Source organism: Amycolatopsis sp. NPDC004772, assembly GCF_053601215.1.
In genome coordinates this window covers 22,673-44,425 of the sequence record NZ_JBSGBK010000043.1, presented here as the reverse complement: position 1 = coordinate 44,425, position 21,753 = coordinate 22,673, and the positions used below count along the sequence as shown (strand labels likewise).

The 21,753-nt window shown below is 73.4% G+C and carries 20 protein-coding genes; 14 read left to right on the top strand and 6 right to left on the bottom strand.

Annotated elements, in window-relative coordinates:
- The 6 genes from sucD to ACWEF6_RS24685 all read left to right on the top strand — a co-directional run bounded on the left by sucD (position 1) and on the right by ACWEF6_RS24685 (position 6,514).
- Positions 1 to 891 carry a succinate--CoA ligase subunit alpha gene (gene sucD / locus ACWEF6_RS24710; RefSeq protein ID WP_310967533.1) on the top strand — a complete coding sequence of 297 codons (891 nt, stop codon included), beginning with the start codon at positions 1 to 3 and terminating at the stop codon, positions 889 to 891.
- 210 nt (positions 892 to 1,101) lie between these two features.
- Positions 1,102 to 1,881, top strand: a complete 780-nt coding sequence (locus ACWEF6_RS24705) for a DUF5336 domain-containing protein (RefSeq protein ID WP_449685122.1) — start codon at positions 1,102 to 1,104, stop codon at positions 1,879 to 1,881.
- Positions 1,882 to 2,017: 136 nt separating this feature from the next.
- Positions 2,018 to 3,472, top strand: coding sequence for a cell division protein PerM (locus ACWEF6_RS24700; RefSeq protein ID WP_449685121.1), 1,455 nt, complete (start codon positions 2,018 to 2,020; stop codon positions 3,470 to 3,472).
- A gap of 77 nt (positions 3,473 to 3,549) precedes the next feature.
- Entirely contained in the window at positions 3,550 to 4,167 is a 618-nt protein-coding gene (gene purN / locus ACWEF6_RS24695) for a phosphoribosylglycinamide formyltransferase (protein WP_310967530.1), read from the top strand.
- Positions 4,157 to 5,716 carry a bifunctional phosphoribosylaminoimidazolecarboxamide formyltransferase/IMP cyclohydrolase gene (gene purH, locus ACWEF6_RS24690; protein WP_449685120.1) on the top strand — a complete coding sequence of 520 codons (1,560 nt, stop codon included), beginning with the start codon at positions 4,157 to 4,159 and terminating at the stop codon, positions 5,714 to 5,716. The genes purN and purH overlap by 11 nt, the downstream gene beginning before the upstream one ends.
- A 27-nt stretch (positions 5,717 to 5,743) precedes the next feature.
- Positions 5,744 to 6,514 carry a hypothetical protein gene (locus ACWEF6_RS24685; RefSeq protein ID WP_449685119.1) on the top strand — a complete coding sequence of 257 codons (771 nt, stop codon included), beginning with the start codon at positions 5,744 to 5,746 and terminating at the stop codon, positions 6,512 to 6,514.
- Here ACWEF6_RS24685 and ACWEF6_RS24680 read toward each other — a convergent pair.
- Positions 6,511 to 7,230 (bottom strand): hypothetical protein, encoded by a 720-nt coding sequence (locus ACWEF6_RS24680; RefSeq protein ID WP_449685118.1) that lies wholly within the window; start codon positions 7,228 to 7,230, stop codon positions 6,511 to 6,513. The two genes, ACWEF6_RS24685 and ACWEF6_RS24680, sit on opposite strands and share 4 nt — an antisense overlap.
- 46 nt (positions 7,231 to 7,276) lie before the next feature.
- Complete coding sequence (locus ACWEF6_RS24675) at positions 7,277 to 7,765, bottom strand: GNAT family N-acetyltransferase (RefSeq protein WP_449685117.1); 489 nt, start codon at positions 7,763 to 7,765, stop codon at positions 7,277 to 7,279.
- A 217-nt stretch (positions 7,766 to 7,982) separates the two neighbouring features.
- On the opposite strand from ACWEF6_RS24675, the gene ACWEF6_RS24670 reads away from it, so the two are divergent.
- From ACWEF6_RS24670 to ACWEF6_RS24655, 4 genes are all read left to right on the top strand, one after another.
- Positions 7,983 to 8,675, top strand: a complete 693-nt coding sequence (locus ACWEF6_RS24670; protein ID WP_449685116.1) for a hypothetical protein — start codon at positions 7,983 to 7,985, stop codon at positions 8,673 to 8,675.
- Positions 8,676 to 9,054: 379 nt separating this feature from the next.
- A complete protein-coding gene (locus tag ACWEF6_RS24665) occupies positions 9,055 to 10,662 on the top strand; it encodes a DNA polymerase Y family protein (protein WP_449685115.1) in 1,608 nt (535 codons plus the stop codon).
- Between the two features lie 2 nt (positions 10,663 to 10,664).
- A complete protein-coding gene (locus ACWEF6_RS24660) occupies positions 10,665 to 11,285 on the top strand; it encodes a hypothetical protein (RefSeq protein ID WP_449685114.1) in 621 nt (206 codons plus the stop codon).
- Entirely contained in the window at positions 11,286 to 14,591 is a 3,306-nt protein-coding gene (locus ACWEF6_RS24655; RefSeq protein ID WP_449685113.1) for an error-prone DNA polymerase, read from the top strand.
- Here the strand turns inward: ACWEF6_RS24655 and ACWEF6_RS24650 are convergent.
- The 3 genes from ACWEF6_RS24650 to ACWEF6_RS24640 are packed head-to-tail and all read right to left on the bottom strand — an operon-like array spanning position 14,574 to position 16,565.
- Complete coding sequence (locus tag ACWEF6_RS24650) at positions 14,574 to 15,311, bottom strand: class I SAM-dependent methyltransferase (protein WP_449685112.1); 738 nt, start codon at positions 15,309 to 15,311, stop codon at positions 14,574 to 14,576. The genes ACWEF6_RS24655 and ACWEF6_RS24650 overlap by 18 nt on opposite strands.
- A gap of 32 nt (positions 15,312 to 15,343) precedes the next feature.
- Positions 15,344 to 15,775 (bottom strand): acyl-CoA thioesterase, encoded by a 432-nt coding sequence (locus ACWEF6_RS24645; protein WP_449685111.1) that lies wholly within the window; start codon positions 15,773 to 15,775, stop codon positions 15,344 to 15,346.
- Entirely contained in the window at positions 15,741 to 16,565 is an 825-nt protein-coding gene (locus tag ACWEF6_RS24640) for a helix-turn-helix domain-containing protein (RefSeq protein WP_449685110.1), read from the bottom strand. The genes ACWEF6_RS24645 and ACWEF6_RS24640 overlap by 35 nt, the downstream gene beginning before the upstream one ends.
- Before the next feature lie 39 nt (positions 16,566 to 16,604).
- On the opposite strand from ACWEF6_RS24640, the gene ACWEF6_RS24635 reads away from it, so the two are divergent.
- Positions 16,605 to 16,787: a hypothetical protein gene (locus ACWEF6_RS24635; RefSeq protein ID WP_449685109.1), complete on the top strand. Its 183-nt coding sequence runs from the start codon at positions 16,605 to 16,607 to the stop codon at positions 16,785 to 16,787.
- Between the two features lie 24 nt (positions 16,788 to 16,811).
- Entirely contained in the window at positions 16,812 to 17,399 is a 588-nt protein-coding gene (locus ACWEF6_RS24630) for a pentapeptide repeat-containing protein (protein WP_449685108.1), read from the top strand.
- 41 nt (positions 17,400 to 17,440) lie between these two features.
- Here ACWEF6_RS24630 and ACWEF6_RS24625 read toward each other — a convergent pair whose 3' ends face one another.
- A complete protein-coding gene (locus ACWEF6_RS24625) occupies positions 17,441 to 20,326 on the bottom strand; it encodes a glycohydrolase toxin TNT-related protein (protein ID WP_449685107.1) in 2,886 nt (961 codons plus the stop codon).
- A 223-nt stretch (positions 20,327 to 20,549) separates the two neighbouring features.
- On the opposite strand from ACWEF6_RS24625, the gene ACWEF6_RS24620 reads away from it, so the two are divergent.
- Together ACWEF6_RS24620 and ACWEF6_RS24615 are read left to right on the top strand one after the other, a co-directional pair.
- Positions 20,550 to 21,407, top strand: a complete 858-nt coding sequence (locus ACWEF6_RS24620) for a bifunctional methylenetetrahydrofolate dehydrogenase/methenyltetrahydrofolate cyclohydrolase (RefSeq protein ID WP_310967510.1) — start codon at positions 20,550 to 20,552, stop codon at positions 21,405 to 21,407.
- The gene (locus ACWEF6_RS24615; protein WP_449685106.1) at positions 21,404 to 21,718 is read left to right on the top strand and encodes a DUF3017 domain-containing protein; all 315 of its coding nucleotides are present in this window, start codon (positions 21,404 to 21,406) and stop codon (positions 21,716 to 21,718) included. The genes ACWEF6_RS24620 and ACWEF6_RS24615 overlap by 4 nt, the downstream gene beginning before the upstream one ends.
- Positions 21,719 to 21,753: the final 35 nt, after the last annotated feature.

Sequence of the window (21,753 nt, the reverse complement as noted above, 5' to 3'; positions counted from 1 at the left end):
ATGTCGATCTTCCTGAACGAGAACAGCAAGGTCATCGTCCAGGGGCTCACCGGCTCCGAGGGCATGAAGCACGCCACCAAGATGCTGAAGTCCGGCACGAACATCGTGGGCGGCGTCAACGCCCGCAAGGCCGGCCAGACCGTCACCATCGAGGGCAAGGACCTCAAGGTCTTCGGCACCGTCGAAGAGGCCATCAAGGAGACCGGCGCCGACGTGTCGGTCATCTTCGTGCCGCCGAAGTTCGCCAAGGACGCGGTCATCGAGGCGATCGACGCCGAGATCCCGCTCGCCGTGGTGATCACCGAGGGCATCCCGGTGCACGACTCGGCCTACTTCTGGGCCCACGCCGTCGCCAAGGGCGGCACCACCCGGATCATCGGCCCGAACTGCCCCGGCGTGATCAGCCCGGGCAAGTCGAACGCCGGCATCATCCCGGCCGACATCACCGGCCCCGGCTCCATCGGCCTCGTGTCGAAGTCCGGCACGCTGACCTACCAGATGATGTACGAGCTGCGGGACATCGGCTTCTCGACCGCGGTCGGCATCGGCGGTGACCCGATCATCGGCACCACGCACATCGACGCCCTCGAGGCGTTCGAGGCCGACCCCGAGACCAAGGTCATCGTGATGATCGGCGAGATCGGCGGCGACGCCGAAGAGCGCGCCGCGGCCTACATCAAGGAGAACGTGACGAAGCCGGTCGTCGGCTACGTCGCGGGCTTCACCGCGCCCGAGGGCAAGACCATGGGCCACGCCGGCGCCATCGTCTCCGGCTCCTCCGGCACGGCTGCCGCGAAGAAGGAGGCCCTGGAGGCCGCCGGCGTCAAGGTCGGCAAGACCCCGAGCGAGACCGCCGTCCTCGCACGTGAGCTGTACAACAACCTGGGCTGAGCCCGGGAAAGTAACTCCTGGTAGGACCGGCCACCCGGGTGGGTGGCCGGTCCTCCTTCGTTCCGGTAGGAAACCGGGCGAGGTATTCACACGTCTGGTGGGCTGGCGGCCGCGGAGTGCGCTAGCGTTCTGCGCACACCAGCCGCCTCGTCTTTCCCCGGGCGCCCGTGCGCGCCCGGGGTGCCGGTCGAACCGACAGGAGTGCATCCGATGACCTTCCCCAGCGGTGGGCCCGGCTACCCCCAGCAGGGTGGCGGCCAGCAGCCCCCCGGACCGCCGTCCAGTGGCTTCCCGGCGCAGCAGCAGCCGCCGCACTCGCACCAGGCGTCCGCCGGTGGCGCGGGCCTGCCGCAGAACCTGCCGCTGCTGCTCGCCCTGGTCGTCGCCGGCCTCGGCCTCGTGCAGTACTTCCTCGGCTTTTCCGACAACGGCGAAGTCGGCCTCGGCGGGACGTTCCTGCTCGGCGGCGGCCTGCTCGCCGGGATGACCGCGCTGCCCAAGGGCCCGAAGACGCTGCCGTTCGCGGCGCTGTTCAGCGTCCTCGGCGCGCTCGAGGTCCTGGACACCCTGGTCGGGATGCAGACCTCGCCCGGCATCGTCACCGTCATCCTGATCCTGGGCATCCTGCAGATGCTCGCCGCGGTCGCCGCGCTGCTGATCGCGCACGACGTCATCAAGCCGCCGGCGCCGAAGCCCGCCGCGCCCTCCTACGGCGGCCAGTACGGCCAGCCGGGCCAGCAGCAGTACGGCCAGCAGGGCCAGCCCGGCCAGCAGTTCGGCCAGCAGGGCCACGGCCCGGTCGCCCCGACCGGGGAGCCGTCGGCGCCGTTCTCGCAGCCGGGCCAGTACGGCTCGCCCAACCCGCCGTCGACCACCCCGCCGCCGGGCCAGCAGGCCACCACTTACGCCCCGCAGCAGGGCTCGTTCTTCCAGCAGCCGCCGCCGGAGAACCCGGGCACGCCGCCCGGCGGCTTCGGCAAGTCGAACTGACGCAGCCCCACCCCGGACACCCGCTGTGACGCTCCGTGTCACAGCGGGTGTTTCGCGTCCGGGGCTACCCGACCGGGTGAGCTCCCGCGCCCGGCGGCGGCGTGGCTCTCCCGAACGGAGCAGCCCGGATGTCAGGGTGCGGATCATGGACCTGCTCACCGAAGAACCCCACCCGCCGGGTGACGAGGTGGGCGCACCCGAACCCGTCCGCGTGTCCCGGGTGCGGGTGCTGCTGGCCGCCGCCCTCGGCCCGCTGGTCACCGGCTACGCCGCCGTCGCGACCGTGCTGACCCTCGTCGCCCTCACCGCCGGCCGCGCCGCCTTTTCCGACACCGGTGTGCTGCTCGCCGCCGGCCCCGGCTGGCTCGCCGCGCACCAGGTGCGCCTCGGCATCGCCGGCCACCCGCTCGGGATGCTCCCGCTACTGCCGACGCTGGGCGTGGTCGCGCTGGCCGCGCGGACGGCGTCCGGCGCCGCCCGCCGCCTCGGCTGCCGGTCGTTCCGGGAAGCCCAGCCGGTGCTGCTCACGATCACCGGCGCGCACGCGGTGTTCGGGCTCGTCATCGCCTTCTGCGCGCAAGGCTCGTCGGTGACGGCGAACCCCTTCGCCGCCTTCGTGGTCCCCGGCCTGCTCGCCGGAGCGGCCTCGGCCGCCGGCATCACCCGTTCGTGCGGGCTGCCGGACGCCGTCGCGGACCGCCTCGACCCGCTCGCGCTGCGCGGGCTGCGCGTCGGCGCGATGAGCCTGGCCGTCCTGGTGGCCTGCGGTGCCGCCGTCTTCACCGTCGCGACCGCGCTGTCGTGGGCGACGGTGTCCGACACGTACGAACCCGGGCTCGGCACCAGTTCCGGGCTCTTCCTGCTCTCGCTGCTGTATCTGCCCAACGCCGTGACGGCCGCGCTGTCCTTCGTCACCGGGCCCGGGTTCTCGATCGGGCCGCTCACCGTCGGCATGTTCGGCTACCGCGGCGGCGCCGTACCCGCCGTCCCGCTGCTCGGCGGGCTGCCCGAGCACCACGCGGCCTGGTGGCCGGCGCTGCTGGTGCTGCCCGCCGCGGCCGGCGCGCTGGCCGGCTGGTCGCTCCGCAAGGTGGACGCCGATCCGGCGCAGCGCATCCGCGCGGTCGCGGTCGCCGGAGCCGTCGTCGCGCTCGGCTGCGTCGTGCTGGGCACGCTCGCCGGCGGACGGCTCGGCGACGGCCCGTTCGACCCGGTGAGCGTCCCCGTCGGCGTCGCCTCGGTCGTCGCGTTCTGCTGGATCGTCATCCCGGGATCGTTCGTCGCGTTTTTCGCCGGCGAGCACGAGCCGCCCGCTCCGCCGCCCGAAGCGCTCGAAGACAACGAAGCCTTCCAGGACGCCGACGACATCGACCCCGAGGAAGCGTCCGAAGCCGTCGAGGAACTCGAAGCAGCCGGAGAGCCGTCCGAAGAGGACGACGAGTTTTCCGCCGAGGACGCCGAATTCGAAGCCGAGGCCGACGCCGAACTCGGCCTCGACGAACCCGCCGAAACCGCTCCCGGCCCGGACGAGGCTGTGACCGGAGGCACCGAGACCTGCGGCGACGTCGAGCCGGACGAGGGCGACCGTTAGGGTTTACGTGACCTGGTGAAGCGCCGTGCGCCCGGCTGCGCACCGCCCGCGGCAAGGAGCCCGCTCTGTCTCAACGGTTGGAGCTGCCCACCCCGGTGAAGCTCGTCGTGCTCGCGTCGGGCTCCGGCACCCTCCTGCAGGCGGTGCTGGACGCCACCGGCCGGTCCGGCTTCCCGGCCAAGGTCGTCGCCGTCGGCGCCGACCGCACCGGCATCGAAGCCCTCACCCGCGCCGAGCGCCTGAGCATCCCGTCCTTCACCGTCCGCGTCGCCGACCACCCCGACCGCGCCGCGTGGGACAAGGCGCTGACCGAGGCCGTCGCGGCGTACCGGCCCGACCTCGTGGTCTCGGCCGGGTTCATGAAGATCCTCGGCGAGCAGTTTCTCGGCCGCTTCACGGTGATCAACACGCACCCCGCGCTGCTCCCGTCCTTCCCCGGGATGCACGCGGTCCGCGACGCCCTCGAAGCCGGCGTCAAGGTCACCGGCTCGACCGTGCACTTCGCGGACGCCGGGGTCGACACCGGGCCGATCATCGCCCAGGAAGCGGTCGTCGTGGAGCACGACGACGACGAAGACGTCCTGCACGAACGGATCAAGGCCGTCGAACGCAGGCTGCTGGTGGAAACGATCGAGCGACTCGGCCGCGGTGGCTGCACCGTGGACGGACGAAAGGTGACATTTCGTGAGCACTGACCTGGGACGGCGCCCGGTCCGCCGGGCGCTGATCGGCGTCTCGGACAAGGCGGGCCTCCTGGACCTCGCGACCGGCCTGCACGCGGCCGGCGTCGAGATCGTCTCCACCGGCGGGACGGCGAAGGCCATCGCCGACGCCGGTGTCCCGGTCACGCCGGTCGAGCGGGTCACCGGCTTCCCGGAGTCGCTGGACGGCCGCGTCAAGACGCTGCACCCGAACGTGCACGCCGGCCTGCTGGCCGACCAGGGCAACCCCGACCACGTCGAGCAGCTGCGGAAGCTGGACATCGCGGCGTTCGACCTGCTGGTCGTGAACCTGTACCCGTTCGCGCAGACGGTCGCGTCCGGCGCGAGCCCCGAGGACTGCGTCGAGAACATCGACATCGGCGGCCCGGCGATGGTCCGCGCCGCGGCGAAGAACCACGGCAGCGTCGCGGTCGTCGTCGACCCGGCGAGCTACGGCTGGGTGCTCGAGCGCGTCGCCGACGGCGGCTTCGAGTTCGAAGACCGCAAGCGCCTCGCGGCCCGGGCGTACGCGCACACGGCGGCGTACGACACGGCTGTCGCTTCGTGGTTCGCCTCCGCGTACGCGCCCGCGGACGACGCCGGCTTCCCGGACTTCCTCGGCGCCACCTGGGAACGCGCCGACGTCCTGCGCTACGGCGAGAACCCGCACCAGAAGGCCGCGCTCTACAAGAGCCAGAACCCGGGCCTGGCGCACGCCGAGCAGCTGCACGGCAAGGCCATGTCCTACAACAACTACGTCGACACCGACGCCGCTCGCCGCGCCGCGTACGACTTCGCCGAGCCCGCCGTCGCGATCATCAAGCACGCCAACCCGTGCGGCATCGCGATCGGCGCGGACATCGCCGAGGCGCACCGCAAGGCCCACGCCTGCGACCCGGTCTCGGCCTACGGCGGCGTCATCGCGACGAACCGGCCGGTCAGCCGCGAGGCCGCCGAGCAGATCGCCGAGGTCTTCACCGAGGTCGTGCTGGCCCCCGACTTCGACGCCGAAGCCCTGGAAATCCTGCAGCGCAAGAAGAACATCCGCCTGCTGAAGCTGCCGGCGGCCCCGGCGTTCCCGGTCGAGTTCCGGCCGATCTCCGGCGGCGTCCTGCTGCAGACGGCCGACGCGATCGACGCCGACGGCGACGACCCCGCCAACTGGACGCTCGCCACCGGCACCGCGGCCGACGAGCAGACCCTGCGCGACCTCGAGTTCGCGTGGCGGTCGCTGCGCGCGGTCAAGTCCAACGCGATCCTGCTGGCCGCCGACGGCGCGACCGTCGGCGTCGGCATGGGTCAGGTCAACCGGGTCGACTCGTCGCGGCTGGCGGTCTCGCGGGCCGGCGATCGGGCCAAGGGCTCGGTCGGCGCGTCGGACGCGTTCTTCCCGTTCCCGGATGGCCTGGAGGTGCTGGTCGAGGCGGGTGTCCGCGCGATCGTGCAGCCCGGCGGCTCGGTCCGCGACGCCGAAGTCATCGCGGCCGCGGAGAAGGCGGGCGTCACGATGTACCTGACGGGGACGCGCCACTTCGCGCACTGACCCCCGCGCTTCGAGAGGGAGGGCTCGATGCAGCAACCGCCGTACGGCCACGGTCAGCAGGGGTACCCGGGCTATCCGCAGCAGCAGCCCGGGTACCCGCAGCAGCCCGGGTACCCGCCCCCGCAGGGCTATCCACCGCAGGGCTACCCGCCTGGCTACCCGCTCGCGGGGTACGGGGCGCCGGTGCCGCCGCCGAAGAAGAAGCGGACGGGGCTGGTCTTCGGCATCATCGGCGGCGTCGTCGTGCTGCTCGGCGCGGGCATCCCGCTGAGCATCGTGGCGAGCGACTACTACGCGAGCACCGGCGCGGCGCCGTCGTCGTCGCCGGTGCCCGCCGAGTGCCAGGTCCCGGCGCCGGTGCTGGAGAAGGCGGGCTTCCCGAGCTTCGTCCTGGCCGGTCAGGGCACCGAGGACCTGCCGGGCATCAAGCAGCAGGGCTGCAGCTGGAAGCCGGGGCCGGACGAGAACGTCCGCGACGCCACCATGCACGTCCAGATCACCCGGTACTCCGGGGAGAGCGCGCGCGAGCAGGCGAACGACCTGTTCACGCCGAAGGCGCCGCCGATCCCGCCGACGGAGGTGCGCGGCCTCGGCGACAAGGCCCTGCTGGTCCGGCTGGCCACCGACAGCGCGTTCAGCGGCTCCGAACTGCACGTCCTGAAGGGCACGACCGTCGTCGTCCTCGAGGTGTCCGGCTGGGACAAGGGGTTCTTCTCGAACTCGCCGATGCCGCAGCAGGAAACCGACGCCGCCGTGCAGGCGGTCGGCGCGGAGATCGTCAAGAAGCTGGCGCGCTAGGCGGGCGCGGGCAGCGCCTTGCAGAGCGCGACCGGGAACTTCGGTGCGGCCGCCAGGAGCTCCGCGCAGCCGGCGGAGTGCGCCTGCGCGAACGACGTCCACCCCGCGTCGCTCCAGCGGAAAGCACTGCGGGCGCCCGCGAGGTCGACGATCAGCCACGACGGGTCGCAGGCGCGGGTGGTGCCCGGGCCCGCGGCGCCGGCAGCGGACACCGCGGCGCCGATCCACGCCGGGTCGCAGTGGTCGGCGGGCGGGGCACAGGCGCCCTGGCGGTCGCAGTGGCCCCAGCCCGCGCCGAGCTTGTGCCAGGCGTTGCCGGTGTCGGCGTTGAGGATGACCGTCCGGTCCGCGATCGGGTCCGCCGTCGTCAGCGGGACCTCCGCGGGCACCTTGTCCTGGCAGCCGCCCGCCGCGGGGCGCGTCGAGTAGACGACGTCGGCGCGGATGTCGGTCTTCGCCTCCACGACCTGTTCGATCCGCGGTTCGCGGACGCAGCCGGGGTCCTTGCCGGGCAGCGCGACCTGCACGAACAGGCTGTGGTCGTCCGAGCCGGGGCGGATCCCGGTGACGTCGGCGCGGAACGAGCGCCACTCCGCGCCGATGGTCGTCGGCGCCGGGGCCGCGGCCGTGGCGCCGGGCACCCCGCAGGCCGCCGTTCCCATCGCCGCCAGCACGCCGACGACCGCCAGGATCGGCCGTCTCAGCGGTCCTGTCATCGCCACCCCCCGAAGTCCACCGGGGAATCTAGCCGACGCCGCAGCGTCAGGCGGCCGGACCGGGTTTTTCGCTGAGGGTGACGTCCTTCTCCAGGTAGACCGCGTCGCGGATGTGGCCATCGGCGGCGGGCGCGTCGGTGAGCCGGTAGCCGGCCCGCTGGTACATGGCGATGTTGCGAGCGCTGCGCGCCCCGGTGAAGAGGACGAACCGGCGGGCTTCGGCGGGCGCGTGCGCTTCGGCGTGGGCGAGCAGCCGGCGGCCCAGCCCGCGCCCGGCGAGGTCCGGGGCGACCATCAGCCTGCCGAGTTCCCAGCGGTCGCCCTCGAGCCGGGCGCGCACGGCGCCGATCAGCCGGTGGTCCTGCCGGAGCACCCACACCGACCAGGTCTTGGTCCAGTCGCGCACGTCTTCGAGGGTTTCGTGCAGCGCGGGGATGTCGAGGGTGTCGTTGAGGACGGCCTCCTGGACCCAGCAACAGCGTTGCAGGACCAGCAGTTCCGGGACGTCTTCGGGGCGGGCGTCGGTGAGCTCCACGCCGCCTGTCTAGCGATCGGCGGGCGGGCGGGCAACTGCATTAGGTCCCCACTAGTGGGTGACTTGACACCTCGGGTGGTTCGCGGTTGACTGGAGTACGTCGAACAGATGTTCGACACGAAACCGCCGCCTTCCCCGCGGCGAACCAGTGCCGTCGGTCGCGTTTTTGGGAGAGGCTCGGCCGCCGGCACCAGTCCGTGGTGGGGAGGTGCGTGCGGTGACCGCTGTGGTGGAGCCGCCGGTGGCCCGGCTGGCGGCCCTGCCCGGGGTCAGCACGGCGAGCCGGGTGGCGGCCCAGGCCGAGCGGGCCAGGGCGACGGGAAGGGTGCTCCCGGTCGTCCCGGCGCTGGCCGGGCTGCTGCCCGACACCGGGCTCCGGCGCGGGAGCACGGTGGCGGTCCACGGGGGCACATCGCTGCTGCTCGCCCTCCTCGCCGCGGCCACGGAAGCGGGTTCGTGGGCCGCGGTGGTCGGCATGCCCTCCCTGGGTGTGGCGGCGGCCGCCGAGTACGGCGTGGACGTGCGCCGGCTGGCGCTGGTCCCGCGTCCGGGCGCGGACCTCCCGGCGGTGGTCGCGGCCTTGGTGGACGGCGTGGACCTGGTGGCGGTCCAGCCGGAGACGGTCCTGCCGGCGGTGGCCCGGAGGCTGTCGGCCCGAGCCCGCCACCGCGGCGCGGTCCTGCTGGCCGCGGGAGCGTGGCCCGCGGCGGACGTGGAGCTCTCGTGCCGCCGTGCGGCCTGGTCCGGCCTCTCGGCCGGGTACGGACACCTCGAGTCGCGCCGGGTGCAGGTCCGGTCCCACGGCCGCGGCGCGGCCGCCCGCCCCCTGACGGCCACCTTCGACCTCCCACCCGCCACCGCCCACCCCGCCCCCTCGTCTTGCCCTGCACTCGACGAGGCCACGGCATGAACCCCACCCGCCCGCCCACCCACCCGTGTCGGCTCCCCAGCCACATGTGTCGGCTCCTGAGTCACGAGCGTTGCCCCCTCAATCACGCGAGATGCCTCGCCGATCACGCGTGTGGCCCCTCCGGTCACACGAGATCCGCGCCCAATCACGCGAGTCCCGGCCCCAATCACGCGAGCTACGACCCCCATCACGCGAGCTACGACCCCCATCACGCGAATCCCGGCCTTAATCACGCGAGATCGGCTCGCGCGAGCCGCCCACTCGCCCACGAGAGCCGACCGGCCGGGCGCCCGCGCCCACGCGCGATCCGGCCCCTTGCCCACGCGCGCTCGCCACACCGCCACCAGCGTCGGGGCGGCGGCCGGATCCGGGAGGCCGCATGACCGTCCCGGCCCAGCGCACCACCCCCGACGTCCCCACCCGGATGCTCGTCCTGTGGTGCCCGGACTGGCCCGCCGTCGCCGCCGCCGCCGTTGGCGGGGTGGCCGCCGACCTGCCCGTCGGCGTCTTCACCGCCAACCGGGTCGTCGCCTGCAACGCCGTCGCGCGGCGGAGCGGCGTGCGGCGGGGGATGCGGCGGCGGGATGCCCAGTCGAACTGTCCGGAGCTCGCCGTCTTCGCCGCCGACGACGGCCGGGACGCCCGCCTGTTCGAAGCCGTCGCGCAGGCGGTCGAGGGGCTCGTCGTCGGGGTCGAGGTCGTGCGGCCCGGCCTGGTGGCCGTCCCCGTCGACGGTGCCGCCGGCTACTTCGGCGGGGAACACGCGCTCGTCGAACGGCTTCTCGACGAGGTCGCCGCCGCGGCCGGGGTCGAGTGCCAGGTCGGCGCCGCCGATGGGCTCTTCGCCGCGACGCTCGCCGCGCGGTGCGGTGAGTTCGTCGAACGCGGGCACGCTGCCGACTTCCTCGCGACGCTGCCGGTCACCGAACTCGACCAGCCCGGCGCCGACCGCGAGGACCTCGTCGACCTGCTGCGCCGCCTCGGGCTGAAGACGCTCGGCGCGTTCGCCGCTCTGCCGGAACGTGACGTCGCCAACCGCTTCGGTGCGGATGGCCTGCTCGCGCACCGGCTGGCGCGCGGCCGGTCCGAGCGGCCGCCGCTGCGCCGGCGGCCCCCGCCCGAACTGAGCCTCGCCGAGGAGTTCGACCCCGTGGTCGAGCGAGTCGACGTCGCGGCGTTCCTCGCCAAGGGGCTCGCGGCGCGGTTCTGCGCGGGCCTCGCCGCACACGGTCTCGCCTGCACCCGGCTCGGCATCTACGCGGTCACCGAAGAAGGCGAACACCTCGGCCGGGCGTGGCGGTGCGCCGAACCGCTGACCCCCGCCGGCGTCGCCGATCGCGTGCGCTGGCAGTTCGAAGGCTGGCTGCGCGCCGCGCCCGGGCAGCGTCCGACGTCCGGCGTCGTGCGGCTGCGGCTGGAACCCGAGGAGGTCGTCGAAGGGCGGTCGCTGCAGCTCGACCTGTGGCGCAACGGCGGCACCGACGAGGCCGACGAGCGAGCGGCCCGCGCGTTCGTGCGGGTCCAGGGCCTGCTCGGCCCCGAAAGCGTGCTCACCCCGGTGCTCGACGGCGGCCGCGACCCGGCGGGCCGAGTGCGGCTGGTGCCGTGGGGCGACCCGCGCGAGCGGACGACGCCACCGGACGCGACCTGGCCGGGACGCCTGCCGTCCCCATCCCCGGCGACGGTCCTCGCCCGGCCGGTCCCGGCGCAGGTCTTCGACGACGGCGGCCGCGCCGTCGGGATCACCGCGCGCGACCAGGTGACGTCCCCGCCGCGGCGGCTCAGCATCGCGGGCGGCGCGGGCCGGGAGGTCGTGGGCTGGGCGGGCCCTTGGCCCTTGACGGGTGACAGACGGCGGCCGGGTCCGCCCAGGGCGCGGCTGCAGTTGGTGCTGGCCGGCGAGGGGGAGGAGCCGCCCGAAGCGGTGCTGGTGCACTGCGCAGGCACGGAAAATCCACTGTGGACGGTCGAGGGAGTGTACGACTGAGCATGGACGAGGACTACGCACGAAAGCTGCGCGACTGGCTGCGAGCCGAGCCCGGGCCCACACCCCGAGGGGCCTCGGAGGAGCGCGAGTGGCTGCGCGAGATTCCCGAGCCGGCAACGGAAGAGCAGGCCGAAAGGTGGACGGTCCGCGGAGAACTCCCGCAGACCCCCGCCGACGACGACTGGGTTTGCCCGGTGATCGCCCTCCCGGTCCCGCGTCCGTCGCGGGAGAACGGCTGTCGCATCAGCGGGATCGAGCTCCACTGGACCCCGCCACGCCGCATCGGCGACGCCGAGGCTCGCTCCCGGTGGAATCACCCGGCGAACGCCGACCGCCGCGCCAGCGATGCCGAGGCCCGCTCCCGCTGGAGCCACCCGAGCAACGCCGACCGCCGCGCCGACGCGAACCGCAGCGACGCCGAGGCCCGCTCCCGCTGGAATCACCCGACCAACGCCGACCATCGCGCCGAAGCGCCCGAAGCGACTCCCAACGCCGCCCCGGACAACGGCCGGCGCGCCCCCATGAGCGACGCCGAAGCCCGGTCCCGCTGGAACCACCCCAGCAGCTGGCACCGTCGCCGCCGGGCTGCTGAAGACCCTCGCAACCAGCCCGGGAGTCACTGAATGGGCTGGAACAACCCGCCCGTCCGCTGGAAGGATCTCGCCCGCACCCTCGCCGGCGGGCTGCCTCCTGGCGATCACGGTGACAGCCCCGCCTGGGGCCGGCGCCGCGAGGGCTACCGGCGTCCCGGCGACCTCCCCACCCGCCGGAACGACGATGGCGCCGAGTCCGTCCGCGTCCCCTATGCCGAGCTGCACTGCCACTCGAACTTCAGCTTCCTCGACGGCGCCAGCCACCCCGAAGAGCTCGTCGAAGAGGCCGCGCGGCTGGAGCTCGACGCCATCGCCCTCACCGATCACGACGGCATGTACGGCGTCGTGCGGTTTGCCGAGGCCGCTCGGGAGCTCGGGGTCGACACCGTCTTCGGCACCGAACTCAGCTTCGGCCTGCCCGGCCCGCAGAACGGCGTGCCCGACCCCGAAGGCGAGCACCTCCTGCTGCTCGCCCGCGGCGACCAGGGCTACCGCGCCCTCTGCCGCGCCATCACCGCCGGCCAGATCCACCACCGGGCCGAAAAGGGACGGCCCGTCTACGACCTCGGCGCGGTCGCCGAGGAGGTCGCCGGGCAGTGCGTGGTGCTGACGGGCTGCCGCAAAGGCGCGGTGCGCTCGGCCCTCGTCACGCACGGCCCGGCGGCCGCCGCCGAAAAGCTCGAGGAACTCGTCGACCGCTTCGGGCGCGACAACGTCTACGTCGAGCTCACCGACCACCGCCAGCCCCTGGACAGCACCCACAACGACCTCCTGACCCAGCTCGCCGACGAGCTGCACCTGCCTACCGTCGCCACCACCGCCGCCCACTACGCGCGGCCCGAACGCGCTCCGCTCGCCGACGCCCTCGCCGCCATCCGGGCCCGGCGGGGCATCGACGAACTCGAAGGCTGGCTGCCCGCCGCCGGGACGGCCTTCCTGCGCAGCGGCGCCGAAATGGACGTCCTGTTCCGGCGGTACCCCGGCGCGGTCCGGCGCAGCGCCCTGCTCGGCATGGAATGCGCGTTCCCGCTGAAGCTGATCGCCCCCGAACTGCCGCCCTTCGACGTCCCCGAGGGCCACACCGAAACGACCTATCTCCGGAAACTCACCCGAGAAGGCGCCGAGGAGCGCTTCAAGGGCAAGCCCCACGAGGAAAAGGCCAATCAGCAGATCGAGCACGAGCTGGCCATCATCGAAGAGCTCGGCTTCCCCGGCTACTTCCTGATCGTCTGGGACATCGTCCGGTTCTGCAACGACCACGACATCCTCTGCCAGGGCCGCGGCTCGGCCGCGAACTCGGCCGTCTGCTACGCGCTCGGCATCACCAAGGTCGACTCCGTCGCCTACGAACTCCTCTTCGAGCGCTTCCTCGCCCCGGACCGGGACGGCTACCCCGACATCGACCTCGACATCGAGTCCGACCGCCGCGAGGAGGCCATCCAGTACGTCTTCCGCAAGCACGGCCGGCTCCGAACCGCCCAGGTCGCGAACGTGATCACCTACCGCGCCCGGTCCGCCGTCCGCGACGCCGCCCGGGCCCTGGGCTACTCACCCGGGCAGCAGGACGCCTGGAGCAAGCAGATCGACCGCTGGGGTTCGCTGCAGAGCACCGAAAAGGACCACGACCACGACATCCCGGACGAGGTCGTGCAGCTCGCCTTCGCCCTGGAGGACTTCCCGCGGCACCTGGGCATCCACTCCGGCGGCATGGTCATGTGCGCCGAGCCGGTGAGCCAGGTCGTCCCGGTCGAATGGGCGCGGATGGAGAACCGCAGCCTCATCCAATGGGAGAAGGAAGACTGCGCGGCCGCGGGGCTGGTCAAGTTCGACCTGCTCGGCCTCGGCATGCTGTCCGCGCTGCACTACATGATCGACCTCGTCGAGGAGCACAAGGGCGAGAAGGTCGACCTCGCCGAGCTGGACCTCGCCGACGAGAAGGTCTACGACATGCTCTGCCGCGCCGACGCGATCGGCGTCTTCCAGGTGGAGAGCCGCGCCCAGCTGGCGACGCTGCCGCGGTTGCAGCCCCGCGAGTTCTACGACCTCGCCGTCGAAGTCGCGCTGATCCGGCCCGGGCCGATCCAGGGCGGCTCGGTGCACCCGTACATCCGCCGCAAGCAGGGCCGCGAGAAGTGGACGTACGACCACCACCTGCTGGAAAAGGCCCTGCACAAGACCAAAGGCGTGCCGCTGTTCCAGGAACAGATGATGCAGATCGCGCTGGACGTCGCGAACTTCACCGCGGCGGAGGCCGACCAGCTGCGGCACGCGATGGGGTCGAAGCGCTCGGACCGGAAGATGGACAGGCTGCGGCAGCGGTTCCTCACGGGCGCGGCCGCGAACGGCGTCGAAGACGAGCTCGCCGAGAAGATCTTCTCGAAGCTCAAGGCATTCGCGAACTTCGGCTTCCCGGAGAGCCACGCGCTGAGCTTCGCGCACCTCGTCTTTTCCAGCGCCTACTTCAAGCTCTACCACCCGGACGCGTTCCTGGCCGGCCTGCTGCGCGCCCAGCCGATGGGCTTCTACTCGCCGCAGTCGCTGGTCGCCGACGCGCGGCGCCACGACGTCACCGTGCACGGCCCGGACATCAACCGCAGCCTGCCGCACGCCACCCTGGAGGCGGGCACCGGGAAGTTCCACGACGTGCGCACCGGGCTGAGCACCGTCCGCAAGATCGGCGAGGACCTGGCGAAGCGGATCGTCGCCGAGCGCGCGGAAAACGGCGAGTACCGCGACATGGCCGACGTCGCCCGCCGCGTGCGGCTGACCACGCCGCAGATCGAGGCGCTGGCCACCGCGGGCGCGTTCGCCGGCTTCGGCGGGGATCGCCGCCAGGCGCTGTGGACCGCGGGCGCCGTCGCCGGCGAACGCCCGGACCGGCTGCCCGGCCTGCTCGGCGCCGCGGCCCCGGTGCTGCCGGGGATGGACGGGCTCGACGTCGCGGCGGCGGACGTCTGGGCCACCGGGGTGTCGCCGGACAGCTACCCGACCGAGTTCATCCGCGACCGCCTCGACGAGCTCGGCGTCGTCCCGGCGAGCGGCCTGGCGGACCTCGAAGACGGCGCCCGGGTGCTGATCGGCGGCGCGGTCACGCACCGGCAGCGCCCCGCGACGGCGGGCGGCGTCACCTTCCTCAACATCGAGGACGAAACGGGGATGGTCAACGTGATCTGCACGCTCGGCCTCTGGCAGCGCTACCACCGCGTCGCGCGCGGCAGCCCGGCGCTGCTGATCCGCGGGGTGGTGGAGAAGGCCGACGGCGTGGTCAGCGTCCTCGCCCACCGCGTCGAGCCGCTGCCGATGCGCATCAAGGCGAAGTCACGGGACTTCCGGTGAGGGGCGCCGGACGACCGTGATGATCTCCGGGCTCGGGCCGGTCACCGGTGTGCGGTCCCAGTCGCCGTACTGCTCGTCGACGACCAGCCCGGCCTCCTCGACGAAGGCGTTCAGCGAAGGGACGTCGAGGAAGCGCAGCGTGCTCTCGCTGTACTTCGGCGCGTCCCAGTTCGGGCTCTCGTAGGTGGTCTTGAAGCTGACGTACCCGTTCTCGAACGGCCCGGCGTCGTTCCACGAGCGGACGTCCCCGGCCTTCCAGACGTGCGAAGGCGTCCAGCGCTCCCAGCCGCGGGCGGCCGGGTTGCGCGTCTCGAAGCCGAACCGGCCGCCCGGCTTCAGCGCGCGGTGGATCGCCGAGAACGCCGTCCGCAGCTCGTCGTCGGTCAGCAGCACCTGGAACGCGTGTCCGCTCATCACGGCGAAGTCGAACTCCCCGTCCCAGGACGCGGTCGACAAATCGCCGTGCACCCACTCGATGTCGGCCCGGCGGCGGGCCTGGATGAGCATGCCTTCGGCGGGGTCGAGGCCGACGAGCCGTCCGGTGTGGCCGGACTCGCGCGCCCAGTGCAGCAGCGAACCGGTGCCGCAGCCGACGTCCAGCACGGACTCCGCGGCCATGATCATCGGCAGGTAGAACGCGAAGTCACCGCTTGTCTCGCGCGGGTTCAGCGCGTCGTAGAGCGAGGCGAGGAAGGGATCGACGTAGTCGTGGTCCGGCATCCCCGCCACGGTAGTGGCCGGGCCGGGCAAGATCATCCGGTTTTCGGTGCCAGCCCCAGCAGTTCCGGGTGCACGGCCAGCTCCCGCCAGTACGAGCCGGGGTCGGCCAGCAGACGCCGGCGATCGAGGTCGAGCAGGCCGGACACGCTCGCGACTTCGGCGACGAGCGTGCCGTCCGGCGTGTGGAACTCCTGGGTCACCCGGGAGGTTTTCCCGTTGCCCCACCGGAATTCGCAGCTGACGTCGACTTCGCCGTACGGCGGCAGCTCGCGGTGGAACCGCACGGTCGTCTCCAGGTTGACCGGCCCGATCCGGCGCGCGGTCAGCCCGGCCGGGTCGATACCGGCGGCCTGGAGGCACGCCCAGCGCGCGTGGTCGGCGTAGACGAGGTAGGCCGGGCCGCGGACGTGGCCGTTGACGTCGATGTCGTCACAGCGCACCGGGATCGTGACGTGGAAGGTCATGCCCGCGATCGTGGCCCGGCGCCGCGGCCGCCGTCTGGAACTTTTCGGCCACCCGCACCAGGGCGGCGGGCGAAGAGCCGGAGAGCCGCCGGCACTCGCGGCCGAGGTGGGACTGGTCGGCGTACCCGAGGTCGGCGGCGACCCGGGCCAGCGACGTCCGGTGCGCGGCGAGCGCGTCGAGCCGCCGCAGGAACCCCTGGAACCGCCGGACGCGCTGCAGGTGCTTCGGCCCGGCCCCGACGGAATGGACGAAGTGCCGCCGCAGCGCGCGTTCGCTGACGCCGAGCGCATCGGCGACCTCCGCGGTCCGGGATGTCACGCCGAGCGCGCGGACCGCGGCGAGCACCCGCCGGTCCGGTGCCGCCCTCCGCCGGGCGACGAGCCGTTCGAGAACACCCCGTTGGCTCCGGGGATCTCCCGACGTGGCAAGGATTTCTTCGGCTCGGCGGACATCCGGGCCCCAGAGGTCGCGCAAGGGCGTCGCGCCCGCGGGCAGCTCCGGCATGGCCGTGCCGAGCACAGCGGCCGCCGCCCCGCACCGCAGCCGCACACCGACCCGTGACGACGACGCCGGGACCCACAGCCGCAGCGGCGCCCCGACGGTGACGACGACCGTGAGCGCGGCGCCGTCCCAGACGAGGTCCGCGCACCCGTCGGGCAGCACCCGCAACGGCCGCGCCCAGCCGGTGCGCCCGTCCCAGCCGCAGGCGAGAACGTCCGCGAGCGCGGGCGGCGGCGCCACTTCGCGGTACACCGACCGCGCCGCCACCGGCCGCAGCGGAACTCCCATGGGACCAGTATGCAGCGGTCAACAGCACGACACGCCGGCTTGCTCGACTTCCTGAAGGCCGCCTTCGACGCCGAAGAACTCGGCCGGGTCGTCGGCGAGGACGGGAAGATCGGGCACGCCGAGGTGCGCATCGGCGACGCCGTGGTGATGGCGTTCGACTCGCCCGACGGCCTGCCCGAGTACGTCGAGGCGATGAACTACGTCCAGGGTGCGAAGCCCTGACCGCCGGTGTGGCACCCTGGGGCCGTGCTGGAGACGGGGGAGGACTACCGCGAAGCGGTGCTGTCCGGGCAGTGGTGGGAAAAGCGGCGGTTCACCGGCTGCGACTTCACCGGCGCGGACCTGAGCGGGCTGCGGACGCGCGGCTGCACGTTCGACGACTGCGTGTTCACCCGGGCCGACCTGTCGCGGTCCCGGCACGACGCGTCCGCGTTCCGCTCCTGCACCTTCGACCGGACGGTGCTCGCCGAGAGCCGCTGGACGGCGTGCTCGCTGCTGGGCTCGTCGTTCACCGAGAGCGGGCTCTCCGGGATCGCGCTCACCGAGTGCGATCTCTCCCTCGCCTCGCTGGCGAAGGCGCGGCTGCGCAAGCTCGGGCTGTCGGGTCTGCGGCTGCGGGAGGCCAACCTGATGGAGGCCGATCTCTCCGGCGCCGACCTGCGCGGCAGCGACCTGACCGGCGCTCGCCTCCACGGCGCGAAGTTCGAGGGCGCCGACCTGCGTGGCGCGCGGCTCGACGCGAACGCCCTGGTCCAGGCCGACCTGAGGGGCGCGGAGGTCGACGTCGAAACGGCGATCGCCTTCGCCGCCGCGCACGGGCTCGTCGTCCGCTGAACCGGCGAAGGCCCCGGCAGCGCCGGGGCCTTCGCGGAAATTCAGTCGATCGGGGGTTCACCCGGGTCGAGCTCGATCAGATCGCCCTCGGCCACCAGCTCCTCGATCGACGCCGGCAGCAGGTACGCCGACCCGCCGCCCGGCTGGTTGAACCACGGGATCGCGACGCCGGCCAGCGTCTCCAGGGGCCGCTGCACCCGGTAGACGTGGTACGGGCGGTTGACCCACTCCGGCACCAGCGACCGCTCGGCGAACGGCGTGCCCGCCGCGTACGTCAGGTTGCCGTTCGGGCCGCCGAAGCGGTCCAGCTCGCTGCCCGCGGGCAGCTCGCGCAGTTCCTTGCCGCGGAACAGCGTCAGCGGCGGCTCGCCGGCCATCGGGCCGATCGGCCACTGCTGCTGGCCACCGCCACCACCGCCGTTGACGGCCGGGCGGGCCGGTTCCTCCCGGCGCGGCGGCGCGGGCGGAGCGGCCGGGGCGGGCGGCGGCACCGGCAGGACCCCCTGCGGCACCGGGGCCAGGACGGTCGGCGCCGACGGCGGTTCACGCCGGGGCGGCGCGGGCGGCGGGCCGGCCTGCTGCGCCACCGGCGGCGGCCCGGCCGGCACCGGCGCGGGCTGGCGCGGGGGAGCCGGCGGCTCGTCGTCCTCGAGGTCGCCGAAGAGCTCCTCGGCGCTGGTGAACGCCGTCTGCTCCTGCGGCGGCACCGGCTCGGGCTTGCGGACCGGGTACGAGCCGGTGGCGACCTCCGGCGACAGCGTCGCGACGACCCGCTGCGGCGCGGGCTCCGGTTCGGGCTCGGGTTCCGGCTCCGGCGCGGGCGGCTCCTCGGCGGGCACGTGGCCCTCCGGGTTGAGCAGCACCTTGCCGAGCATGAACGCGGCCGCGTCCTCGGCGTCGCCGAACACCGCCGGGTTGCTGAGCTTGCCGTCGTACCAGCCGACGCGCCAGCCGTCCTCGACCTCTTCGACGCTCCACCCGTGCTCGGCCGGTGCGCCCAGCTTGTAGCCGCTTTCGGGGACGTCGAGCTCGTCGAGCTTGGTCTGCAGGCCGGCGAGCACCGGGTGGTCCGGCGTCTCGCGCCGCAGCGCCCGGCGGCCCGGACGCGGCGGTGCGGGCGGCTCGGCCTGGGCCTCGGGGGCCGGCGGCTCGGGCACCGGCAGCACGCCGGGCACCTCGGGCTGGGTGATCATGGTCGGCGGGCCCGGGTCGAACGCGGGCTGCTCCCGCCGCGGCGGCGGGAAGGTGGCCTCGTCTTCCGGCCGGGCCGGCGGCTGGAAAGTGTGCTCGTCTTCGTGATGCTGCGGCTGACCGGGCTGGAACGAGTCGTCCGGCCGCGGCGGTTGGAAGGCCGCGTGCGACGGGTCCTCGTCGTGGTGCGGCGGCTGCCCGGGCTGGAACGCGTCCTCTTCGCCGGGCTGGAACGCGTCGTCCTGGCCGGGGGCCTGGAACGCGTGCTCGTCGTCGTGGCGCGGCGGCTGGCCCGGCTGGAACGCGTCGTCCTGGCCGGGAGCCTGGAACGCGTGCTCGTCCTCGTGCCGCGGCGGCTGGAAGGCCGCGTGCGACGGCTCTTCGTCCTGGTGGGCCGGCTGGAAGGCGTGCGCCGGCTCGTCCGCCTGGCCGGTGTCGAAGGCGTGCCCGGCCTCGTCGGCCGGACCGGCGTCGAACGCCGCCTGCTCCGCCGGTTCCTCCTCGCCGTCGCGCGGTTCCTGCCCGATCGGCTGGTCGGGGACGTATTCCGCGGTCTCTTCGAGGTCGTGCACCCGGCCCGGCTCCGGCGACGAGCCGTTCGACCCCGCCGCGTGCTCGGGGTGGGCGTACTCCTCGTCCTCGGCGAAGCGGTCTTCGAACTCCTGCTCGTCGTAGCCCTCTTCGGCGTACTCGTGCTCTTCGGCCGGCGCCTCCGGCTCGGCGGGCGCGTGTGCCTCCACCGGCGCGGGCGGCTCCTGGTGCTGCTGCGGCGGCGGAGCCACGGGCGGGGGCGCGACGGGCGGCGGCCCCGCGGGAGCCTGCTGCACGGGCGGCTGGGGCGGCGGGCCCTGCGGCGGGGGCCCCTGCGGCGGCGGCCCGGCCGGGCGCTGCTGCTGGGGCGGCGGCTGGTGACCCCGGGTCAGGTACGCGGCCGCGCCCTGCAGCGTCGGCTCGTCGACCGGCGGCAGCGTGAACCCGACCGAGCGGACGTGCTCGACGAGGTCCGGTTCGGGCGAAACGCCGTACTTGTGCAGGTAGAAGTTGACGGCGGCGGGCCAGATCCAGTGGCCGTCGCTGTGGAAGGCGACCGGGACGGTCGCTTCCGGCGTCGCGGCGAGGCGGTCGATGTCGTAGCCGCGCTCGGGCACCACCAGCGGGGCGCGCTCGAGGTACTCCAGCAGGCGGTCCTGCTCGTCGACCTCGAGGTCGGGCCGGTTGATCACCGGGCGGCCGGCCGGGCCGACGGTGTCGAAGATCCGGGCGATCCGGAAGTGCGGCCCCGGCTGCTCCGGGCCGAGCCCGGACATCCGCCGGATCAGCCATTCGGGGACGTTCTCCTCGGTGCGCGGGAACATCCGCAGCTCGTCGGAGTAGGCCTGCGGCGGCGGCGTGAGGTTCCACACGGGTTCGTCGCGGTTGTACTCGAGGTTGTAACTGGACGGGTGGTCCAGCTGGTAGCGCGCGTTGAACCACGTTCCACGGCCGTCGCGGTACATGCCGCCGCGGAGCCTGCCGAACAGGGTCGCGATGTCGTGGGTGGCGAGCCATTCGTGCACCGTGCCGTCCTCGGTCACGATCTCGCCGGTCAGCTCGTGGTACCTGCCGACGGCTCGGTACTCCGCGGTGACCTTGCGCCAGTCGCGCGGGGCGGCACGGAGCAGGGCAAGTCCGATCTGCTTGACCAGGGTGTCCTGCTCGGTCGCGTTCAGCTGCGTCGTCGGTTGTGCCACCCGCACATTTTGACTGCTCGCGCGCGCGAGTGCACCCCGCATGTGGGTTTTGCCGCCCGGCCACCCGGTGGCACCGGGCCTGACCTCGGGTGATGCGACGTGCGGTAGGTCACAGCTTGATCGCGGGCACCGTCGCGATTGGACCGTGTGGGGTAGCGATCAGTCTACGGGCTGCGACCAGCCGCGCCTGGAAGCGACGCGCGGGGGTCGCTTTGCCAGAATGGGGCGCGTGACGGCGAAGATTCTCGACGGCAAGGCCACCAAGAACGCCATTTTCGCGGAGCTCGAGCCCCGTGTCGCGGCCCTCGCTGCGAAGGGGGTGACGCCCGGTCTCGGCACCGTCCTGGTCGGCGACGACCCGGGGTCGCACTCGTACGTGCGGATGAAGCACGCCGACAGCGGCAAGATCGGGGTCAACTCGATCCGCCGCGACCTGCCGGCCGACATCACCCAGGAGAAGCTCGAAGCCGTCATCGACGAGCTCAACGCCGACCCGGCCTGCCACGGCTACATCGTGCAGCTGCCGTTGCCGAAGCACCTGGACGCGAACCGCGTGCTGGAGCGCATCGACCCGGAGAAGGACGCCGACGGCCTCGCGCCGGTCAGCCTCGGCCGGCTCGTGCTCGGCCAGCAGGGCGCGCTGCCGTGCACGCCGTACGGGATCATCGAGCTGCTCAAGCGCCACGGCGTCGAGCTGAACGGCGCGCGCGTCACCGTGGTCGGCCGCGGCATCACCGTCGGCCGCACGCTCGGCCTGCTGCTGACCCGCCGCAGCGAGAACGCCACCGTGACGCTGTGCCACACCGGCACCCGCGACCTCGCCGCCGAGGTCCGCCGCGCCGACGTCGTGGTGGCCGCGGCGGGCGTGCCGGGGATCATCACGCCGGACATGGTGGCGCCGGGCGCCGCGGTGCTCGACGTCGGCGTGTCCCATGTGGACGGCAAGCTCACCGGCGACGTCCACCCGGGAGTCGCCGAGGTCGCCGGCTGGATTTCGCCGAACCCGGGCGGGGTCGGCCCGATGACCCGGGCGATGCTGGTCAGCAACGTCGTCGAAGCGGCGGAACGCTCGGTCCAGGGCCGATGACGATGACCGAGGAGCGGCGGGAGGTGCCCGGTCACCGGCCCTCCCGCTTCACCCAGCTGCCGTTCGCGGCGGTGCTGCTGGTGGTGGCCGTCGCGGCGCTGCGGATCTTCCAGTACCACTGGCGGGAGGGCGCGGCGCTGATCGGTGCCGCGCTCCTCCTCGCCGCGGTGTTGCGGGCGGTCCTGCCGGCGGCCCGGGCGGGCCTGCTGGCCATCCGCGGCAAGCTCGTGGACGTGGTGACGTTCACGGCCCTGGCGGCGGCGGTGCTGTACGTCGCCCTGACGATCACCGGCGGCCCGCTCGGGTCGTGAGTGGTAAGGCGGGTTCTAACCCGCCTTACCACTCA